Source organism: Microbulbifer variabilis, from assembly GCF_052468405.1.
In genome coordinates this window covers 4,317,711-4,334,851 of record NZ_CP174343.1, presented here as the reverse complement: position 1 = coordinate 4,334,851, position 17,141 = coordinate 4,317,711, and the positions used below count along the sequence as shown (strand labels likewise).

The following is a 17,141-nucleotide window of genomic DNA, read 5'->3' as shown; positions in this document are numbered from 1 at the left end:
GATGTTGTGGATAAATAACTTATTTCAATCCCCACAGTGGCTATGGCTATTCACAGCCCTGATTATCCCTATCGCCATTCATTTGCTGCGCCGAAGTAATCCACAGCAGATCTCCTTTGCTGCGCTGCAATGGGTACAAAGATATTCACAGAGTCGCGCGCGCCGCCCTATTGTGGATAACAAGTGGTTGCTGCTATTGCGCCTGCTAATCGTCGCCCTGCTGACAAGTTTGTTGGCTCAGCCGCTGATTAAACGGGAAATTTATCCCCAAGAGGGCGTGATACTGGTGGACCCCAGAATTGGGGCGGGCGAAGCGAATACATTTATCCACAATTCACTGCCGCAGCTTGTGGGGGAAGGTTATAAAGTGCTGTGGTTATCCCCAGAAACACCTTCCGTAACCTCACCCCCACCACAAAATGTGGACCTGTGGAAAACTCTATCAGCACTATCACGCCGGGCGGATTTGCGTAGGGCTCATATCCTGTTGATAAACAACGGAGTTCCAGCGTCCCACCAGGCACTAAGAGTCAGTCCCCATTGGCAGTGGCATGGCCTCGATAAAGCATCCACAGCTCCGAGCCCGGTATTACCGAGTATCGCTTTAATGGGCAAACCGCCCAGTTGGTGGGCGCCAGTGCTGGAAGACTGGCAAATTAAAATGCCAGGACTATCGGTGCATATTCAGGAACAAGAAAAGGCGCCCAGCGCCGAACAGACAGATTGGTTGATCTACACAGGCCTCGCACCCCTGCCACAAGCCGTGCTGGAATTTGTTACAGATGGCGGCCTGTTAATCACCGACAACAGTATCCCCCCTACCGATAATCTCAACTTCGTTGCTGTGGATAACAGCCAGTCAACTCAGGTGGCCTCAGTGGGACGGGGAAGTTGGCTGCGCTACGAAAGTGACTGGTACAGCGAGGTGTTTTATCGCCGCGCAGATTTACCTGAACGTTTATGGCAGCAGTGGTCTGGGCAAGACTGGTCGCTACAGCACGAAAATCGTGGCCACTGGTCTGCTAGCAAAATAATGGCAGGCCTTCCTGTAGAAGACAGCGAGGTGGAAAACCGTCGTATTGAACAACTGCAACCCTGGTTAATTATCGCCCTACTGTTACTTCTGGCTTTTGAACGCCTAATTGCCCTATCGCGACCTGCAGCCATTATGGCAACCGTTAGTAATGGGGAGGCTGACCATGGATAAGCGTCAGTTAACCCTTAACGCTGTACGCAGGCGCTGGCAACTGGCAGCCCTGCGGCCCTATCTCTGGCTTGCCACTGGCCTCAGCCTTCTGGCTGGCTTGGGTATTTTTGTATTCGGCTGGCCACAGTGGCTATTGCTCGCCTGGCTCGGAATTATTGTTGTAGCAATTCTATTGGATCGCAGCTGGCGCCCAAGCCCTGAAAGCCTATGTCGACAGTTGGATGGACAATATCCACAGCTGCAAGACAGCAGCCAGTTGCTTAGCCAACAGAAAACCAACCTAAGTCCATTGCAGCAATTACAGCGCGCGCGTATCGAAACAGCGCTGCAACAACTGCTGGAAAGTGGCGACCGGTCGCCTTTCGGTCCAAAAAAACTCCGCAGTGCCCTGACAAATGCTTTTGGTGCCTGCCTGGGACTATTGTTATTTGTACTGAGCGATTCTCACTTCACCGGGGATAAAACTGAGACCACGCAACAAAATACAGCTATTCCCGTTGCCGAAAAGCTTGCCATAATGCGCGCGGCAACCCATATCCAGCCGCCCGCCTACACTGGGCTCACAGCCGAAAGCCAATCCCTACAAATCGATGTGCCGGAGCAGTCCAAGGTCGAGTGGCAACTCGAATTGAATCAGCCGGTGCAAGGGCTGGAAATGTTGGCTGAAACTGAGCGCTTCGCCTTTTCTCCGCTAGGTAATCTACCCAGTAAAAAATGGCAATTACAACGCACTATCGCTAAGGCAGACTTTTACCAGCTTTCAGTGCAATTCGCGGAGAGCCAAATACTTTTGCCGGAAATCCATAATATTCGGGTGCATAAAGATAGTGCCCCGGAGTTTACCTTTGAGGCACCCAGCCTGCGCGTCGATACCATTCAAGGGAGCACCCAAGGTATTCCCGTGAAAGTAATAATTAGTGATGATTACCAGGTGAGTTCTGCAGATTTATTGGTCACCCTCGCCAGCGGCACCGGGGAAAATTTACGCTTTCGCGAAGAGCGTATTCCACTCACCAGTTTGCAATCCACTGCTTTATCAACAAGCCCCTCGGAAGATAAGAAAGCAGCTCGCTACGATTTCACCCTGCCCATCCACCAGTTTTCCATGGAAGCGGGAGATGAACTCTACTGGTATCTGGAAGCCAGGGATAACCGCGAGCCCAGCGCCAACGTTGCCAAGAGCCAACACTTTATCTTGCGCTGGCCGCAAGAAGAGATTTTCGGGCTGAGCGACAGCGAGGGTATGGCGATTAAAATATTGCCGGAGTACTTCCGCAGCCAACGCCAGCTGATTATTGATACCGAGGCCCTGCTATCCGAGCGAGAACAGCTGCATCCGGAGGCATTTCGCAAACGCTCCGAGGGTTTAGCCTATGAACAGAATTTGCTGCGCATGCGCTACGGCCGCTTTCTCGGCGAAGAGGATTCGGAAGCGGAGCATTCTGGCGCAGAGACCGAGGAGCACGATGATGAAGAGGAGTCCGAACACGGCCATAGCCACGATCATACAGAACAAGGTGAGCACCAGGCACATGGCGAAGAAAATGCGACTCCCTTCGTACAGCGGGATTCCCACTTCCAACAGGCAGCACGCATAGTCGCTTCCGCCGGGCATCAGCATGACAGCTCTGAACATGCCACCCTGTTCGACCCCCAGACCAAGGAGCTACTGCGCAACGCGCTGAATGCCATGTGGAGTTCCTGGCGCGACCTGTCGGTTATAGAGCCCCTGGCCTCCCTGCCCCATCAGCACCGGGCTCTGCGCTTTATCAAGGAAGTACAGCAGGCTTCGCGTATTTACTTACAGAGAGTCGGCTTCGAGGCGCCCCCCATAGACGAAAGCCGCCGGCTTAGCGGTGAACGGGAAGACGTAGCGCCAGAAACCGTCGACAGTGCCTTTGAACAAATACAAAGAGCACAGGTGCTCGCCCTAATGGCCCAGGTAGGCGCTGGTGCCGAACTCGATACCGATCTGCTGGTGCAGATAAATGAGCTAGCCACAGAGCAATCACTGGATCTCGGCCTGGAGCTATCCAAACAGCTGCGTTTATACCAGCAGCGCCACCAGCAACCGAATTGTATTGATTGCACAAACTCCCTGAATCAGCTGCTCTATCAGCTACTGCCAGCACCGGAATCTGCGCCTTCACTGCCTTTGCAAACAGAGGCCGACGGCCATTTCAGACGTTGGCTACACCAGCAAGGGGTGAAGTCATTGTGATTGATTTCTTGATACCCGGCCTGTGCCTGTTGGCCTGTTTAGCATCACTCGTACTATTGCGCCGCCGAGGTGCCAAGCCGTTCGACTATGGCCTGCAACTGGCGATTTGGTTGAGTGCCTGGATGCTCTGGCAGCCGCCAGCAATCATTCCCGCCGAGCGCAATATCTCTATCGACAGCAAAGCGCTGGCGAGTTCACATCCAATAAATCTCAATGGTGTGGAAAATATCTCCCTCAATGGGGAGCCACTCGGCCGCGACAAACTGCGGGACCTGGCACCAGTGCGCCTGGAGCTATCGAATATCCAGGAATCTGATAGCAGCTGGGAATTCGACTGGCAGCGGCGAATTACCCTGGGTGATTCTTTAAAGTTAAAGGTTCACAACAACCAGCCACTGACTGAAAACCGACAAATTAGTCTGCTCAATCCCTACGGCCATATTGAAGACAGTCTTGAGCTGAAAGTGGGAGAAGCAATTCAGGCACAACTCACTGCCACTCCAAAACTCGCGGGCCCCCAGCTATACCGAGTACGGACGGAAAGCGAAACCGGCGAAATCCATACAGATCCTTTACCCATCCTGGTGCGAGAACCGCTCCAGCCCAAATTGTTACTGTGGCTGGCACGCCCCTCTTTTGAGACAGCCGCCCTCTCCCGCTGGCTGCGTCAATCCGGTGTAGCAGCACAAGTGATGACCCAGTTGGCACCTGAAATTAGTAGAAAAGAGACTCTCAATGGGCTTCCACTTACCGAGTCTGCGGTTCTACTCACAAAGGAAAGTCCCTTCGATTTAGTCATTCTCGATAGCAGTTTGTGGCCGCAACTCTCCTCTCAACAAAAACATCAGCTCAGCGAGCTGGCCACCACAAAGTCACTGTTATGGTTAGTCAGTGGCGATAGCTCTGAAGAGTTTCTCCAATACGCTGCAGCCCAATCCATGCCTCTGCAAAAGGGAGAAGATACCCGTTTACACTCCGGCTTTGGCTACCAAAAAGCGGCCAATGCGGAGATTCCCCCACTGCGCAATTCTGGCTTTATAGCCGTGCAGCCCGGCTCCAGTGACTTCTTACTGGATAATGAAGAAACTCCCCTTTTCTGGGGACGTTCAACCCAGACGCAGCACTTGGGTTTTATTCTATTTAGCGACAGCCACCGCTGGCTAACCAGTGGGTTTGCTACTGAATTCGCCAGCCTGTGGAAGTCCATTATTGATTACCAACTCAAGCATTTGGGTAGTCAGCCGCCAGTAACCCTCTCCAATAAGTTACCGCGGACTCAGGAACGCACCATCCTATGCAGCCCACTTTTTTCTAATCAGAGACCAATATTATTAAGCTCCCAAGAAAACTCCCTACCCATCAGTGGTGTCGCCGTAAGTAGTAATTCCCAGGGCCAGTGCTACAGCTTCTGGCCACAGGGTTCTGGCTGGCATCAGCTTAAGACTGATATGGATGGGGAGCCGGTATTAAACTTCTATATCTTTGCCAAACAGGACTGGCCCAAGTGGCAACGGTCCCTAAATGCCAGGGAGGCCCGACAAATGGCCGCCGCACGCTTGGGGCCAGTTGATAATCGTCACTCAGGCAAAATGCCTATTGAGCGCCAATGGCCGGCTTTGATTTTGCTGTTATTGGTCTGCACAAGCTGGTGGAGGGAGCGCAGAATCTTGAACAGGCCCTTATCTTGAAGACTGCGCGGAGGGTTTATTACCCGGCTGCGCCTCCTGCTTGGGGAATATCAGCTGATCGACGGGATAACCCATCGCCTTGGCTTTCTGTATAAATTGCTCCAGTACATCCTTTGGCATAGTTGGGGTGCGGGACAATATCCACAAATAGGATTTGTCATATCCGGACACCATCGCATATTTATAATCATCTGCCAGGGCAATTACGATATAGGAAGAGTAAAAGGGACCAAGGAAAGATACTTTCAAGTGGCCTACATCCTTGGAACCGACAAACTCAGCCCGCCCCTCCGCTAATTGCCAGGCATCACGTGCTTTTGAGTAACCCGTATTGATTACCGCGACGGAACCATCAGGATTGAGGCTGTAGTCCGCAGTCACCAGGGTTAGACCCCGCTCGAAAGAGTGATCCAAACGGGCTATTTCATACCAGTGGCCTAAATAGCGCTGCAGCTGGAAATTCTGTACTGGCTCAACCCCCTCCGGTACCCGCGTGCAGGCACCTAACCACAGGAAGGAAAACAGTAGTACTCCCAGGGAAAACTGCTTCATCTAGCCACTCCCAGCAAACTCACCCTCAAATCAAAATAGAAGACAAGGGTTTCACAAGGTCAGGATAGTTTCGAGAGTTTGTATTTCACCCATAAAAAAACCACCGCGAGGGTGGTTTTTTATCGCTGGACTGGCCAACTTATTTTTCGACGAAAGCGCGCTCAATCACATACTCGTGCGGTACCCCTGCGCGTGTCTCCTTGAATCCCCAGTCATCTAGGATATTGGTGAGATCCTTCAGCATTGCCGGGCTACCGCACAGCATAAAGCGATCCTCTTCAACATTCGGCTTGGGCACATCCAGATCTGTAAAGAGCTTACCGGTCAGCATCAAGTCGGTCAGGCGACCGGTATTGCGGTAGGGCTCACGGGTCACAGTCGGGTAGTAGAGCAGTTGCTCGCGTACCATCTCACCAAAATACTCATGCTCCGGTAGCTCATTCTCGATCTGCTCCTGATAGGCCAGCTCAGAGACATAGCGCACCCCGTGGGTAAGGATTACCTGGTCAAAACGCTCATAGACAGTGGGGTCTTTGATAATGCTCATGAAAGGTGCCAAGCCGGTGCCCGTAGACAGCAACCACAGGCGCTTGCCCGGCAGCAGGTGATCGGCCACCAGGGTACCGGTGGGTTTTTGGCTCACGTAGATCTCGTCGCCCGGCACAATCTTCTGCAAGCGGGAAGTCAGGGGGCCATCGGGAACCTTGATACTGAAGAATTCCAACTCATCTTCGTAGTTGGCACTGGCAATGGAATAGGCGCGCAGTAGTGGACGACCGTTGTCCTGCTGTAAGCCGATCATCGTGAAATGTCCGTTCTCAAAGCGAAAACCCGAATCCCGGGTGGTCTTGAAGCTAAACAGCGTGTCGTTCCAATGACGGACTTCCAACACCTTCTCTATATTCAATTTGGACATAAACTTAAAACCGGTTATTCCACGAGTCTCTTGATAGTTGAATTTTAGCCCTGGAAGATCTATTGGCAAAGTGGGATATTTCGATATTCCTTATCTATTTTAACGATCAAGTGGAGATTTCCCTTTGCGCTATACCTTGCGCCAACTGGAGGTGTTCCTTGCCTGTGCTCACCACGAGAATGTAAGCCGCGCAGCAGAGAGCCTGAGCATGTCCCAGTCCGCCGCCTCCACCGCCCTTAAGGAGTTCGAACAGCAGTTTGAGCTGCGCCTGTTTGAGCGCACCGGTAAGCGCCTGCGCTTGAATGAGCTGGGCAGGCAACTATGGCCCAAGGCGGAGGAGCTGCTGGAAAGGGCACAGGAACTGGAACAGAGCCTGGCCAGTCATCGTGATCTCGGGCGCCTAAAAATAGGAGCAACACTAACCATCGGCAATTACCTGGCAGCAAACGTAATGGCGCGATACATGGAAGAGCAGCCCGGCACACGAGTGGAGCTGGAGGTCGCTAATACATCAGTAATCACAGAGCGGGTGCTTAACTTTGAGCTGGACCTTGGGCTTATCGAGGGTGAATTTAATCACCCGGATCTGGAAATGATTCCCTGGCGCAGTGATGAATTGGTCGTCTTTTGCGCCCCCTCTCATCCCCTGGCCAAACGCAAGCGCCTAACAGACAGAGATCTGCTCAAAGCCATCTGGATTACCCGGGAACCCGGTTCCGGTACACGCCAGACTTTTGACCGGGCTATGGCTGGCTTACTTCCCAGTCTGCACATTCTTTTAGAGCTACAGCACACAGAGGCTATCAAACGGGCCGTGGAAGCCGGTCTTGGAATTAGCTGTCTATCTAAAGTTTCACTGGCTGACGCATTAAAACGAGGCTCTTTAATTGCGCTGCCTGTACCACAACGGGATTTTCACAGAGAGTTTTATTTCGCTTTGCACACACAAAAATATAGAAGTGCGGGAATTGAACGATGGCTGGAGTTATGTAAACAGGAATCATCAGAATAAAAAACCACCCTTTGGGTGGTTTTTCCAGCAAAACTACCTAAGTTACTTCACTCGTACCAACTGTGATTTTGCTTCATCTGGAACTTCATCAATAGAAGCTATTGTCAGTCCGCCCTTAGGAATAGATGCAGTATTTGACTGTAAAGTTATATTTGCCGATTCAGGTAATTTTCACATTGCACCAGTAGCAGGATCCACTATCAGCATACCAATAAGGCCGCCAATTAGAATATTACCTATGTTCCAACCATTCAGACCAGGTTGAATTTGAAAGCTCTGCTCTTTGTAACCAGCCATATGGCATTCAATCGTATAGCTTGCAGAAGAAAAGAATCCATTCACAAATTTTTTATAGATTTAATAAGAAGTTTTTACGGGCTACCTTCCAAACAACTCCCCAAAGAAATCCCCCTCATACCAGAATGGCTTGCCCTCAGCATCTGCCACTTCCCTGGCAATTAGGTAATTTACCTCGGTAAACTGCTTGGCAGCTATATAATTCACCCCTGCATCGGGAGCATCCCCGGGCTTGTGATAGCTCTCTTTCAGGAAGGCCACTTGCATAGCGGTACCATCAATATTTGGATCCTGAGCCTCTCGTCCAGTAATCAGGTAAATTGAGGGAATACCTCGGCGCACAAAATTGTAGTGATCACTGCGAACAAAGATCACTTCTTCCGGCATGGGATCTGGGCTCAGTTTTAAGCCACTGCGCACTGCGGCACGCTCGGCAATCTGCCCCAAGGACGAGTGCTCGGCACCGAAGGCGATAATGTCGCGAAACGGGTACAGCAGCATAGGCATATCAAGATTGATATTGGCTACTATAGACTGCAAAGGAACGGTAGGATATTCAGCAAAGTAATCTGATCCTAACAGCCCTTTCTCTTCTCCGGTCACAGCCACAAATAATAGTGAGCGCCGTGGCGCATGACCGGATTCCACGAACAGACGCGCAGTTTCCAGCATTACTGCTATGCCTGCTGCATTGTCCTGGGCACCATAGTAAATTTGGCCATCCTCTTTTTTACCAATATGATCAAGGTGGGCCGAGAAGACTACATATTCATTTTTTAAAAGGGGATCACTGCCAGGTAATACTGCCACCACATTGGGACTGGTAGTTTCCTTATGTTTGGAACTAGTACCTAGTGCTGCACTGTAAGGCAGTGGAAATCCCTTCGGATTCTGACCTTTTTCAATATCGCTGAAGATGCTTTCCAGGCTGCTTTGCGCACCGACAAATAGCTTGGCCGCTGCTTCGCTGCTGAGCATAACGCCTGGGTGCAGCCCGGGAGTTGCACTGCCCGGGTTGCCTTCCCTATTAACCCAATCAAAGGTGTCATCGTGACGATGCTCGGCATAGCGGGCAAAGGGGCGACGCTTTTCCCTTTCCGGGGTATATACGGTGATGTAGCCGACGGCCCCGTGGCGGGCGGCAGTTTCACGCTTATTACGGCTTGAAGCGTAGTGGGCTCCAACTTCACTGGGTAGGCTCTCGGGACGTCCACTCAGGATCACCGCCACCTTGCCCTGAACATTTAAGCCAGCATAATCATTGAGGTTGTACTCAGGGGCCTCGATTCCGTAACCAACAAACACCAAATCTGCTTCCAGGCTACTGCGCTCACTGACCGCCGATGGACCTGCGATAAAGTCCTCGCCAAAACGGAAAGTGACATGCCCACTCTTCCCCTTCAGGACAAAGCTAGGCTCTGCACCATTCCAGCTTGCACTGCGGAAAGGCACGTCCTGGAAGTAACCCTCATCACCGGCGGGGGCCAACCCCATACGTTCGAACTGTTCCGCAACATACTGTGCAGCCTTGCGATAACCCTCACTGCCGGTATCGCGACCTTCCAGTTCAGCCGATGCCAAGTAATCCACATCCCGGCGGATATGGTCGGTATTGGCACTGGGAGCGGAAGTCGTGGGGACAGTGGTGCAGGCCACCAACAGGGCCACCAAAAGGGCACTGAACAGGATCTTGCTTCTCATGGGAGCTCTACTTCTCAATAAACCATCGCGACGGGTTGATGCCGCCAGTGAAAGGGGCGCAAGCTTATCACGATAGACAGTAACTGCGTGCAGAATACCGTTAGCGATTATTTACCCAAAATTGGTATCGGAATAACTTTCAGGCTGCCTTATCAATCCCCGGGAAAGCCCGCTCCACGGCGGTAACTACCTTTTCATAGGCGCAATCAGGACAAAATTCACCGTGAGCAGCCAATAGATGTAGGAAACTTAGGCCTAGCAAACGCCGAAAGTCGACCTGTAAATGATAACTGGGGTCACCTCCATCCGGGGTCATACGCGTGCGCCATGCAGGTGGAATCTGCATTCCACAACGCAAACCGGATAAGCGCAAGAGATTGCGGCCAAACCAGTTACAACCACCCCAACTACCCCAATACTGCAAGGCATCACAGCTCAGCAGCAAACCACCATTAAACGGCAACCAAAGCACTGCCTCTGGAAAACGGCTGTGGCAAAATTCCAGGAAACGTCCATCAGGTATAGGGCACTCTCCATTCTCCCTGATCACCCGGTCAGCACCAGGGGGATAAAAATCAGAGCCAACCTGCCGCCAAAAGGTAAGGTCGAAATGATCTCGGTAATAGAGGTCATCTTGGCCATGATGGTAACCGAGACGGACTGCATGGCGGACTCTACCGAGATCGCGCAACTTTTCCTCCTGTTGAGGACGCAGACGTACGGGGTTTATCAAAGTTAGATCTTCTCGCCAACGCACTATGGCCATATTACGATTAATAGTCACACCGGGAGCCAGTTTTACGGTGCCCGGAACGCAGAACAGATCTGGCAAGAGCTGGCGAATCTCTCCGTGGGGTTGGGCCTGTGGATAGTTGATTCGCACTGGCTTTCGCTCAGGTGTACTGCACCCGATTGCTTATACCCCGCAATAGCTGCAGGGCGCGTTCGGCGCTGTCTTCCGGAACAAAGATATGGTCGTGACGCAAAGCAGTCACCACATTGGCAACGATACCGGCTTCTGCCAACTCCCCAGCGATAGTTGCAGTCAACCCCACCGCACTGAGTCCAGAAAATACCTGTAAAGTAATCTGTCGAAATGGTGCGCTAGAGGCGATGCCATATTGTTGGGCCAGGTGTAACGGCATTATTGCACTCATGCCCTCCCCTTCGCGGAAGATACACAGGCTTTCCGCCAGTATTTCCTCGAGACGAGTATCAGACACCTGACAAAAAACGAAAGTTTCTTCCTGCAGTTTTGGATACATATTTCGCAAGATCTTGGCGAGGGAGACTTCAGCACTCATATCCTAATGCCATTTTTTTGAAGACCTTCAGCGATTGATAACCAATAGCTACCTTGTATCCACAAGCCACCAGCTATGAATTCTTGGAAAAATGACCAGATGCTCTGAACATGTTCTGTTTAGGAGCACCCCTTAGGCTTGGAGATTTTTATTCTAATTTCGCTTGCGCTTCTTCACGCCTTTTTTTGCAGTTTCTTTTAATTCCTCCCCCTCAAATTCCGGTTCACCTTGAGCCGGAGTAGTATCCACTTCTAAATCCGGGGACTCCTCTCTCTCCCAGCTTTTCAAGGCTGAATCGATATCTTTCTCAAGATCCAGGCTAGGAAATTCCGGGCAAGGCGCATCCCGTTCCGGGTCGTGCCAAGCAGAGAGGGGGGCAACAAAAACCACCAGAGATTTATGCAGCCTATTGCGGCCGATACTCACTTCCGTCCAGGTAGTCTGCCAAGCAAACTTTCCCCGCACTGCATAGTCACTTTCATAAGATTTCAGGGTCAGGAAATACGGATATATTTTTCCACGACGACAAATAATCCTGCGGCCGGTTTTGATATTTGCCATCTGTGTGAATGGGTCAAAGTACCAATGTATATCGTACCCAAAAGCAAACTGCATTTTCCCTTTCTTATTCGGTAGAAATGCATAAGAGCGACCAGTACCATCTGGTTTTAAACTCCAGACATGGCGGGCTTCACCATCTCTGGAGATTAACCAGGCGCCAACCCACTGACTGGCATTAAGACGAGACTGTGCATGCCAACCATCGACTCGCGTTTTCTCTTTTTCTTTCTTATTAATTTCCTCTTTCGCAAATACCGAGGTACAGGTGAGCATAAATATCAGAGCGACAGTCAGGCACCTCTGAATCACGAAGCTTCTCCGGAGGTTGGCATATTCTTCCCTGAGTGGATTACTCCTGGCTTTGACATTTCGAGCCTGAAATGACATTGAAAAGCGCTCAGCTGGCAATATTCGGACAATTGCTACCCGCTTTCGGTGTACGCCAGCTGCTGAGTCGACGCTGGAAGCTCAGTAAGCCACCTCCCGCCTGCAGCCAGTGTCGACCATCAATCACTGCGAATAGCAGCGTGGATTTACTCCAACCCCGAAATGCCACTGACACCACACCGCCCTTACAGTGAACCGAAGCGCCGGTGCGAACCCGCACTCGATCACCATCGAGCTGCCAGTTGATTGCGAATCCATGGGTCAGGCGTCCACCAGAGTTAAAGCCATAGGCATAGCCAGAACCATCGGCGTTCAGCTGCCAAACCAATTGGTCATCACCCTCGCTAACCACCAGCCAGTTGCCAGCCCATTTCTGTTGCGCTGACTCCGCTGCAGCTGCTAGTGGCAACAGCAGAAAAAGCACCAAGACGACGGCATAAGTCTGAAAGAGGGAAACCAGGACACGATTCGATAGGGAAAGACGCAAATACTTCATGCGCTACTCTACTGTGTCAGCCCGCGGAAGCTACCGCGAGGTGGAGTTTCTGCGAACGGCGGCCAAGTTGCCACCAATTTTCCTGTCCGGTTACAGCCTTGGCGACCGGCGTGAAAAGTTGCTTAGGCGCTCCTTTTCACATCCTTTGCTTAGTAAGGCTAGACGCAAAATCCCACAGTGGCATTAGAAGCATTAAAAATATTAAATGAGACGCCAGAAAGGCGCATGGAATAAATAGGTTTGATCAAGAGAAGGAGAGCGGTCTTTACCGGGTGCGCGCATCAGACATATTTTTATCCGCCCGCCACACGCGATACTTGAGCTGTACACCTTGTGGCATGTACACCACCAGCGGCAGGCTACTTCTGTAAGGCAGTATAAGGCCTTCAGCCCGCACGCGAATAAAGCGCCTCGACTCAGACCCCGGCGCACATACCTTTTGTGTATCAGGTGTTGCCTTCAGTTCAGACAAAACATAGTAGGGATAGCCCCAGCCCGGTAATAACTGGCGCTCCAGCGGTGCAGAGAAGCTTTGCAGGTTACAATCTGCGACTTCACTCTTTCCTGGCACCAGTTCCACCATAAAACGGCTTTCATCCACTACTTTTGGCAGCTGAATAACATGGCGCTGCTTTCCCTCCACTTCCACCGGGAAGGCGTCCAGTGGCTCCGCGGCCTGGGCCGTTAGACTACTAAAAAGAACCAGTGATGCAACGAAGGATCTTGCCATTGGGACTTCCTCAGCTAACGACCTCTGTTCTGGCGCACAAACCTCCTTAAAGTTTAGACAGCTTTTTCCGCCGCAGCCCCCACCACAGAGTTAATCCCAACACCAGGGCCACGATAAAGAGCAGCAAAGCTCCAAAGAATTTATAGCCTCTGTCCACTGCTGGTTCGATTCGGGTCTGTGCCGAAGCCAGCATGGCTCGCAGGTCTTGGAAGGAGGCAATTACCTTAGTATTCGGCGCACCTGTTAATACTTGACTGCGAAGCAGCTGCCATCGCGACTGTAGTTGGCTCATTAGTACTTGGTCCCGAACTTCAATTTGTGACCGCAGTGGGAGATAACCTTCGCGATAGGCGAGCATCAGCTTGTGGTAGGCACCGGCTTTATCTCCACTGCGATAATCCGTGAGCGCCAGTTGCAGCAGGCCATCAGCCCTGGCCAATGGGGGCTCCAGCGCGCGCACTAAGTGAGGGTGGGCACGCCACCACATCAAAGCCTTCTGTGCATCAGCTGGCAATTCTACCGGGCGTGTGACCGCCAGACCGGGCAAGCCCACCAGGGCTGGGTAACGCTCAGCGATATCTGCAGCCGGAGGCAACTGACCTTGAACTGAAAAAGCAGCCACGGTCACTGCCAGTGCCCAACGCTGCCAGACAGTCAGACTGCCATCAATATCAAGTCCATGAATCTCATCAACCGTGGGGTCCAAAGTGTTATAGAGGTCATAGAGACTGAAATTGCCTATTCGGGATGCTTCGAGAAAACCCGGCCCGCTCACTCCACCCTCACCCTGGCCACCGTGACAGCTGGCACATCGCTCTTGATAGAGAGGCATAGCAAGGCTCGCTGCCGGCAGTGTGTGGGCCGGTGACCTTTGCATTTGGTAAAGAGCCGCCAATCGGTCGGCCAGTTCATTGGCGCGCCGCCTCACCGTTTTCCCACTCTCCCTGCGCTCTATAGCCTTACCTAATTCAGTGATTCCCTTTTCTAGAGAGTTACGGCCAGGCCGATCTGGTAGCTGCAGCACCAACTGCAGAGCCTGAATGGCATGTTGTTGCTGCAATTGGTAGAGCCCGGAGTCGAGCAACTTGCCACCATCCACAGCGTCGCCGTAGTCCACTGCGATATAGGAGAGGAGGTTGCTGGCTCGCGCAGCCAGCCTGTCGTTCTCTGGGGCAAGCTGTGCCAACAGAATTTCAGGGGACAGGGCCAGGAAGCAAAGGCAGAGCCAGATCCATTTGTATCTCATGGGTACTTCCCGGTGGGCATTGCAGCCAAAGGGCGCCGCATAGGCACAAGTTTGGTCTAAAGATTGGTCCTACAGGAACGCCGGATATAAAAAACCCCGCTCAAGGCGGGGTTTGTCTCAACAGGAATGTCAACCGCGATCTGCGCGTTCCTTAGCGATTAGGTAATCCGCCACCTGCAGCATCACTTCCTGGGAGTTGCTCTTGCCCTTATAGCCTGGCAATGAGGAACTGATACGATACTTTCCGGCTACAACCACTTCTGGAGTACCTGTCATTTTGTAGGCACGCTGATTGGCCATACCTTGCTTAACCTTGCTGTTGATGGCGAAGGAGTTCATCAGCTTGGCAGCCTTGGCACCGTCAGCACCGTGCTTGTTAAACAAGGCTTCAATTGCCTGCAGGTCCGGCTTCCAATTACGTCCCTCGCGGGTAGCCAGCATCTGGCGCTGGTTGTAGATAGTATTGAACAGCGGAGTATGCATTTTCTCCAGAACACCCATAGCATCAGCCACGTAGAACAGGCGCGCGTGCACATCCATCACAGGCTGCCAAATGGCGGGCAACTTAAGCAGAGCAACATCACTGGGCATATTCTTTTTCCAGCGATCCAGAGTAGGTTCGAAATGGTAGCAGTGAGCACAGCCGTACCAGAACATTTCAGTAACTTCGATTTTGTTATTGCTCTTTTGTGCAACCGCCTGTGGTAGTACCTGATAGTGCTGGCCAGCCTTAAACTCGCCGCTTTCCTGGGCGCAGGCCACCAGACTGAACAATACAGCCACTACCATCGTTATTGGGGCGAGAACTGCTCTCATAATAAGTCTTCTCCAACTTGTACATTCGTGATTCGAATACCGGCTTGCGACTGGCTGGCGGACCACTGAGGACACAATAGACAACGCAGATTATTTAAGTTCCCGTTGCCACTCGCAAGGAAACGCCGTAAAAGCTGCAATACTTTACCCAATTCCCCGGCCTTTAAGCGAGCTTCGGGTACAAAAAAGGCCGGTGTGTGACCGGCCTCTCGTTACTGTGACTGGGTGATTTACTCTGTCAGACCAGCAATGTAGTTGGCCACAGCCTTAATCTCTGCATCAGAGAGCTGCTTGGCTACGGTACGCATGGTGCGGGTATCGCCATCATTATCGCGGGTACCAGCGCGGAAAGCTTTAAGTTGAGCCTCAATGTACTCGGGATACTGACCGGACAGACGCGGGTAACCAGCGGGCGCATTGCCCAATCCAGTGGGAGAGTGACAACCCATACATGCGGGCACCCCGGTCTCCATATTGCCGGCTCGGTACAGCTTGCGCCCGAACGCCAGGCCGTCAACACTGTCTCCACTGTTTAATTTAATGGCGATCGCCTCGGAACCGGAGAGTTGCATGGGCTGGGAAGCGAAGTAAGCGGCAATATCCTGCAGATCCTGGTCATTGAAGTTATCCAGCTGGCCAATCATCTGCGGCACATCGCGGGTTTTGTCCTGGATGTCCTTGAGCTGCTTATAGAGATATTTTTCGCCGAGGCCGGCAATTTTTGGGAAGGCCGGGGCCAGGCTGTTGCCATCAGTACCGTGACAAGCGGCGCACTGGGCGGCTTTCGCCTTGCCCGCAGCAGCATCGCCCGAGGCCATTGCAAAGGGTACGGCCCCCAGGCCGATAACCAAACCGAGTGCCAGAGCAGTGTTCTTGATAATGCTGTTCATACGTCGTCCCGTTGCGCGCTGAGATATGGCGTTTCGTGTCGCCCCCAATAGTCCTGCGACGCGAAAACCGCGGCATTATATACTTGCGCGCCAAGCGAGTGTACCGAATCAGCAGACTTAAACGATGTCAATTACCGAATTTGAAGCCCAACCGCAAAAACTGAACTATCGTACTATACGATTTCTTACCAGTGCCCCCACCCTGACTGAGTGTCCAGAGGACTCAGGTGCGGAGGTAGCGTTCGCCGGCCGCTCCAATGCGGGCAAATCCAGCGCCATAAACGCCCTTACCGGCAATAACAAATTAGCACGCACCTCTAAAACCCCTGGTCGCACCCAGCTGATCAACTTCTTCAGCCTTTCCGAGCAACAGCGCCTGGTGGACCTGCCGGGATACGGCTACGCCAAAGTAGCCCGCGCCATGAAGGACGAATGGCAACGCCATCTGGCCGAATACCTGGAGCAGCGCACCTGCCTGAAAGGCCTGGTGCTATTGATGGATATTCGACAACCTCTCAAAGAGTTCGATATACATATGCTCACATGGGCCGTTGAAGCCGGTCTGCCTGTGCATATCCTACTCACCAAGGCAGACAAACTAAAAAATGGCCCCGCTAACAATGCCCGCTTTGCTGTAGAAAAGGCCATCAAACAGCAGGGCCTCGACCGTGGTGTAACGGTGCAGACTTTTTCCTCCACCAAGAAAGCTGGATTGGACAAACTGGAGCGTAAATTAAACGCATGGCTTGCCCCACCAGTAGAGGGAAATACAGCAGGGGGCTAATGTATCACTTGCCGAAGGAGCCTCAACCGGGGGGACGAATCCCAGATCAGGCTCCAAACTGCCACCAATACCTTCCCCACTGCTCAAGACCTGTACAGTAGATATCAATAAGGTGGCGACCAGAGAGGTCGGGGACTCAAAGGCCGCCAGATCTATTTAACCCCACTGGGCCTAACCGCGCTTCGCAACTGGCATCAGGGCACGTAATAAGACCTTGCGCAACCGTTGATGCGCCCTGGGCGTTGGACAGAATAGCTCTTCAGCAGAGAGGTACCGCTGTGCCAATAACTCAACAAGAGTCTCCTCGCGAATAGCAACTGTGAGCAAATCCGA

Annotated in this window: 17 protein-coding genes; 5 read left to right on the top strand and 12 right to left on the bottom strand. The window is 52.2% G+C overall.

Going from position 1 to position 17,141, the window contains the following annotated elements; all coding sequences use genetic code 11:
- Position 1 precedes the first annotated feature (1 nt).
- From ACJJJB_RS19610 to ACJJJB_RS19600, 3 genes are read left to right on the top strand one after another with little or no spacing between them, the layout of a single operon-like run.
- Positions 2–1,207, top strand: coding sequence for a BatA domain-containing protein (locus ACJJJB_RS19610; protein WP_445365353.1), 1,206 nt, complete (start codon positions 2–4; stop codon positions 1,205–1,207).
- A complete protein-coding gene (locus ACJJJB_RS19605; protein ID WP_445365352.1) occupies positions 1,200–3,428 on the top strand; it encodes a hypothetical protein in 2,229 nt (742 codons plus the stop codon). The genes ACJJJB_RS19610 and ACJJJB_RS19605 overlap by 8 nt, the downstream gene beginning before the upstream one ends.
- Positions 3,425–5,116, top strand: coding sequence for a hypothetical protein (locus ACJJJB_RS19600; RefSeq protein ID WP_445365351.1), 1,692 nt, complete (start codon positions 3,425–3,427; stop codon positions 5,114–5,116). The genes ACJJJB_RS19605 and ACJJJB_RS19600 overlap by 4 nt, the downstream gene beginning before the upstream one ends.
- On the opposite strand, the gene ACJJJB_RS19595 is transcribed toward ACJJJB_RS19600, so the two are convergent.
- Positions 5,108–5,668: a lipocalin family protein gene (locus tag ACJJJB_RS19595; RefSeq protein ID WP_020413800.1), complete on the bottom strand. Its 561-nt coding sequence runs from the start codon at positions 5,666–5,668 to the stop codon at positions 5,108–5,110. The two genes, ACJJJB_RS19600 and ACJJJB_RS19595, sit on opposite strands and share 9 nt — an antisense overlap.
- A gap of 139 nt (positions 5,669–5,807) precedes the next feature.
- Positions 5,808–6,584 (bottom strand): ferredoxin--NADP reductase, encoded by a 777-nt coding sequence (locus tag ACJJJB_RS19590; protein ID WP_445365350.1) that lies wholly within the window; start codon positions 6,582–6,584, stop codon positions 5,808–5,810.
- Positions 6,585–6,708: 124 nt separating this feature from the next.
- Between ACJJJB_RS19590 and ACJJJB_RS19585 the strand changes: the two genes are divergently transcribed.
- Positions 6,709–7,596 carry a LysR family transcriptional regulator gene (locus ACJJJB_RS19585; protein ID WP_020413802.1) on the top strand — a complete coding sequence of 296 codons (888 nt, stop codon included), beginning with the start codon at positions 6,709–6,711 and terminating at the stop codon, positions 7,594–7,596.
- A gap of 378 nt (positions 7,597–7,974) precedes the next feature.
- Here ACJJJB_RS19585 and ACJJJB_RS19580 read toward each other — a convergent pair whose 3' ends face one another.
- From ACJJJB_RS19580 to ACJJJB_RS19540, 9 genes are all read right to left on the bottom strand, one after another.
- Positions 7,975–9,594: a M28 family metallopeptidase gene (locus tag ACJJJB_RS19580; RefSeq protein WP_445365349.1), complete on the bottom strand. Its 1,620-nt coding sequence runs from the start codon at positions 9,592–9,594 to the stop codon at positions 7,975–7,977.
- A gap of 139 nt (positions 9,595–9,733) precedes the next feature.
- Entirely contained in the window at positions 9,734–10,477 is a 744-nt protein-coding gene (locus ACJJJB_RS19575) for a hypothetical protein (protein ID WP_445365348.1), read from the bottom strand.
- 10 nt (positions 10,478–10,487) lie between these two features.
- A complete protein-coding gene (locus ACJJJB_RS19570; protein ID WP_020413806.1) occupies positions 10,488–10,898 on the bottom strand; it encodes an ACT domain-containing protein in 411 nt (136 codons plus the stop codon).
- Between the two features lie 153 nt (positions 10,899–11,051).
- A complete protein-coding gene (locus ACJJJB_RS19565; protein ID WP_020413807.1) occupies positions 11,052–11,768 on the bottom strand; it encodes a hypothetical protein in 717 nt (238 codons plus the stop codon).
- 88 nt (positions 11,769–11,856) lie between these two features.
- Positions 11,857–12,342, bottom strand: a complete 486-nt coding sequence (locus ACJJJB_RS19560; protein WP_353375820.1) for a hypothetical protein — start codon at positions 12,340–12,342, stop codon at positions 11,857–11,859.
- 265 nt (positions 12,343–12,607) lie between these two features.
- On the bottom strand, positions 12,608–13,072 hold the full coding sequence (locus ACJJJB_RS19555; protein ID WP_282951995.1) for an ecotin family protein: 465 nt from the start codon (positions 13,070–13,072) through the stop codon (positions 12,608–12,610).
- A 46-nt stretch (positions 13,073–13,118) separates the two neighbouring features.
- Positions 13,119–14,318 (bottom strand): hypothetical protein, encoded by a 1,200-nt coding sequence (locus tag ACJJJB_RS19550; RefSeq protein ID WP_282951996.1) that lies wholly within the window; start codon positions 14,316–14,318, stop codon positions 13,119–13,121.
- 129 nt (positions 14,319–14,447) lie between these two features.
- The gene (locus ACJJJB_RS19545; RefSeq protein WP_020413812.1) at positions 14,448–15,134 is read right to left on the bottom strand and encodes a thiol:disulfide interchange protein DsbA/DsbL; all 687 of its coding nucleotides are present in this window, start codon (positions 15,132–15,134) and stop codon (positions 14,448–14,450) included.
- A 230-nt stretch (positions 15,135–15,364) separates the two neighbouring features.
- Complete coding sequence (locus ACJJJB_RS19540) at positions 15,365–16,024, bottom strand: c-type cytochrome (protein ID WP_020413813.1); 660 nt, start codon at positions 16,022–16,024, stop codon at positions 15,365–15,367.
- Positions 16,025–16,148: 124 nt separating this feature from the next.
- Between ACJJJB_RS19540 and yihA the strand changes: the two genes are divergently transcribed.
- Positions 16,149–16,808 carry a ribosome biogenesis GTP-binding protein YihA/YsxC gene (gene yihA / locus ACJJJB_RS19535; RefSeq protein WP_020413814.1) on the top strand — a complete coding sequence of 220 codons (660 nt, stop codon included), beginning with the start codon at positions 16,149–16,151 and terminating at the stop codon, positions 16,806–16,808.
- A 171-nt stretch (positions 16,809–16,979) separates the two neighbouring features.
- Here yihA and ACJJJB_RS19530 read toward each other — a convergent pair whose 3' ends face one another.
- Positions 16,980–17,135, bottom strand: coding sequence for a hypothetical protein (locus ACJJJB_RS19530; RefSeq protein ID WP_157533525.1), 156 nt, complete (start codon positions 17,133–17,135; stop codon positions 16,980–16,982).
- Positions 17,136–17,141: the final 6 nt, after the last annotated feature.

Coding starts and splice junctions, on each gene's coding strand:
- ACJJJB_RS19610 (WP_445365353.1), top strand. CDS start 2: ATGTTGTGGATAAATAACTTATTTCAATCCCCACAGTGGCTATGGCTA.
- ACJJJB_RS19605 (WP_445365352.1), top strand. CDS start 1,200: ATGGATAAGCGTCAGTTAACCCTTAACGCTGTACGCAGGCGCTGGCAA.
- ACJJJB_RS19595 (WP_020413800.1), bottom strand. CDS start 5,668: ATGAAGCAGTTTTCCCTGGGAGTACTACTGTTTTCCTTCCTGTGGTTA.
- ACJJJB_RS19590 (WP_445365350.1), bottom strand. CDS start 6,584: ATGTCCAAATTGAATATAGAGAAGGTGTTGGAAGTCCGTCATTGGAAC.
- ACJJJB_RS19580 (WP_445365349.1), bottom strand. CDS start 9,594: ATGAGAAGCAAGATCCTGTTCAGTGCCCTTTTGGTGGCCCTGTTGGTG.
- ACJJJB_RS19570 (WP_020413806.1), bottom strand. CDS start 10,898: ATGAGTGCTGAAGTCTCCCTCGCCAAGATCTTGCGAAATATGTATCCA.
- ACJJJB_RS19560 (WP_353375820.1), bottom strand. CDS start 12,342: ATGAAGTATTTGCGTCTTTCCCTATCGAATCGTGTCCTGGTTTCCCTC.
- ACJJJB_RS19555 (WP_282951995.1), bottom strand. CDS start 13,072: ATGGCAAGATCCTTCGTTGCATCACTGGTTCTTTTTAGTAGTCTAACG.
- ACJJJB_RS19550 (WP_282951996.1), bottom strand. CDS start 14,318: ATGAGATACAAATGGATCTGGCTCTGCCTTTGCTTCCTGGCCCTGTCC.
- ACJJJB_RS19545 (WP_020413812.1), bottom strand. CDS start 15,134: ATGAGAGCAGTTCTCGCCCCAATAACGATGGTAGTGGCTGTATTGTTC.
- ACJJJB_RS19540 (WP_020413813.1), bottom strand. CDS start 16,024: ATGAACAGCATTATCAAGAACACTGCTCTGGCACTCGGTTTGGTTATC.
- yihA (WP_020413814.1), top strand. CDS start 16,149: ATGTCAATTACCGAATTTGAAGCCCAACCGCAAAAACTGAACTATCGT.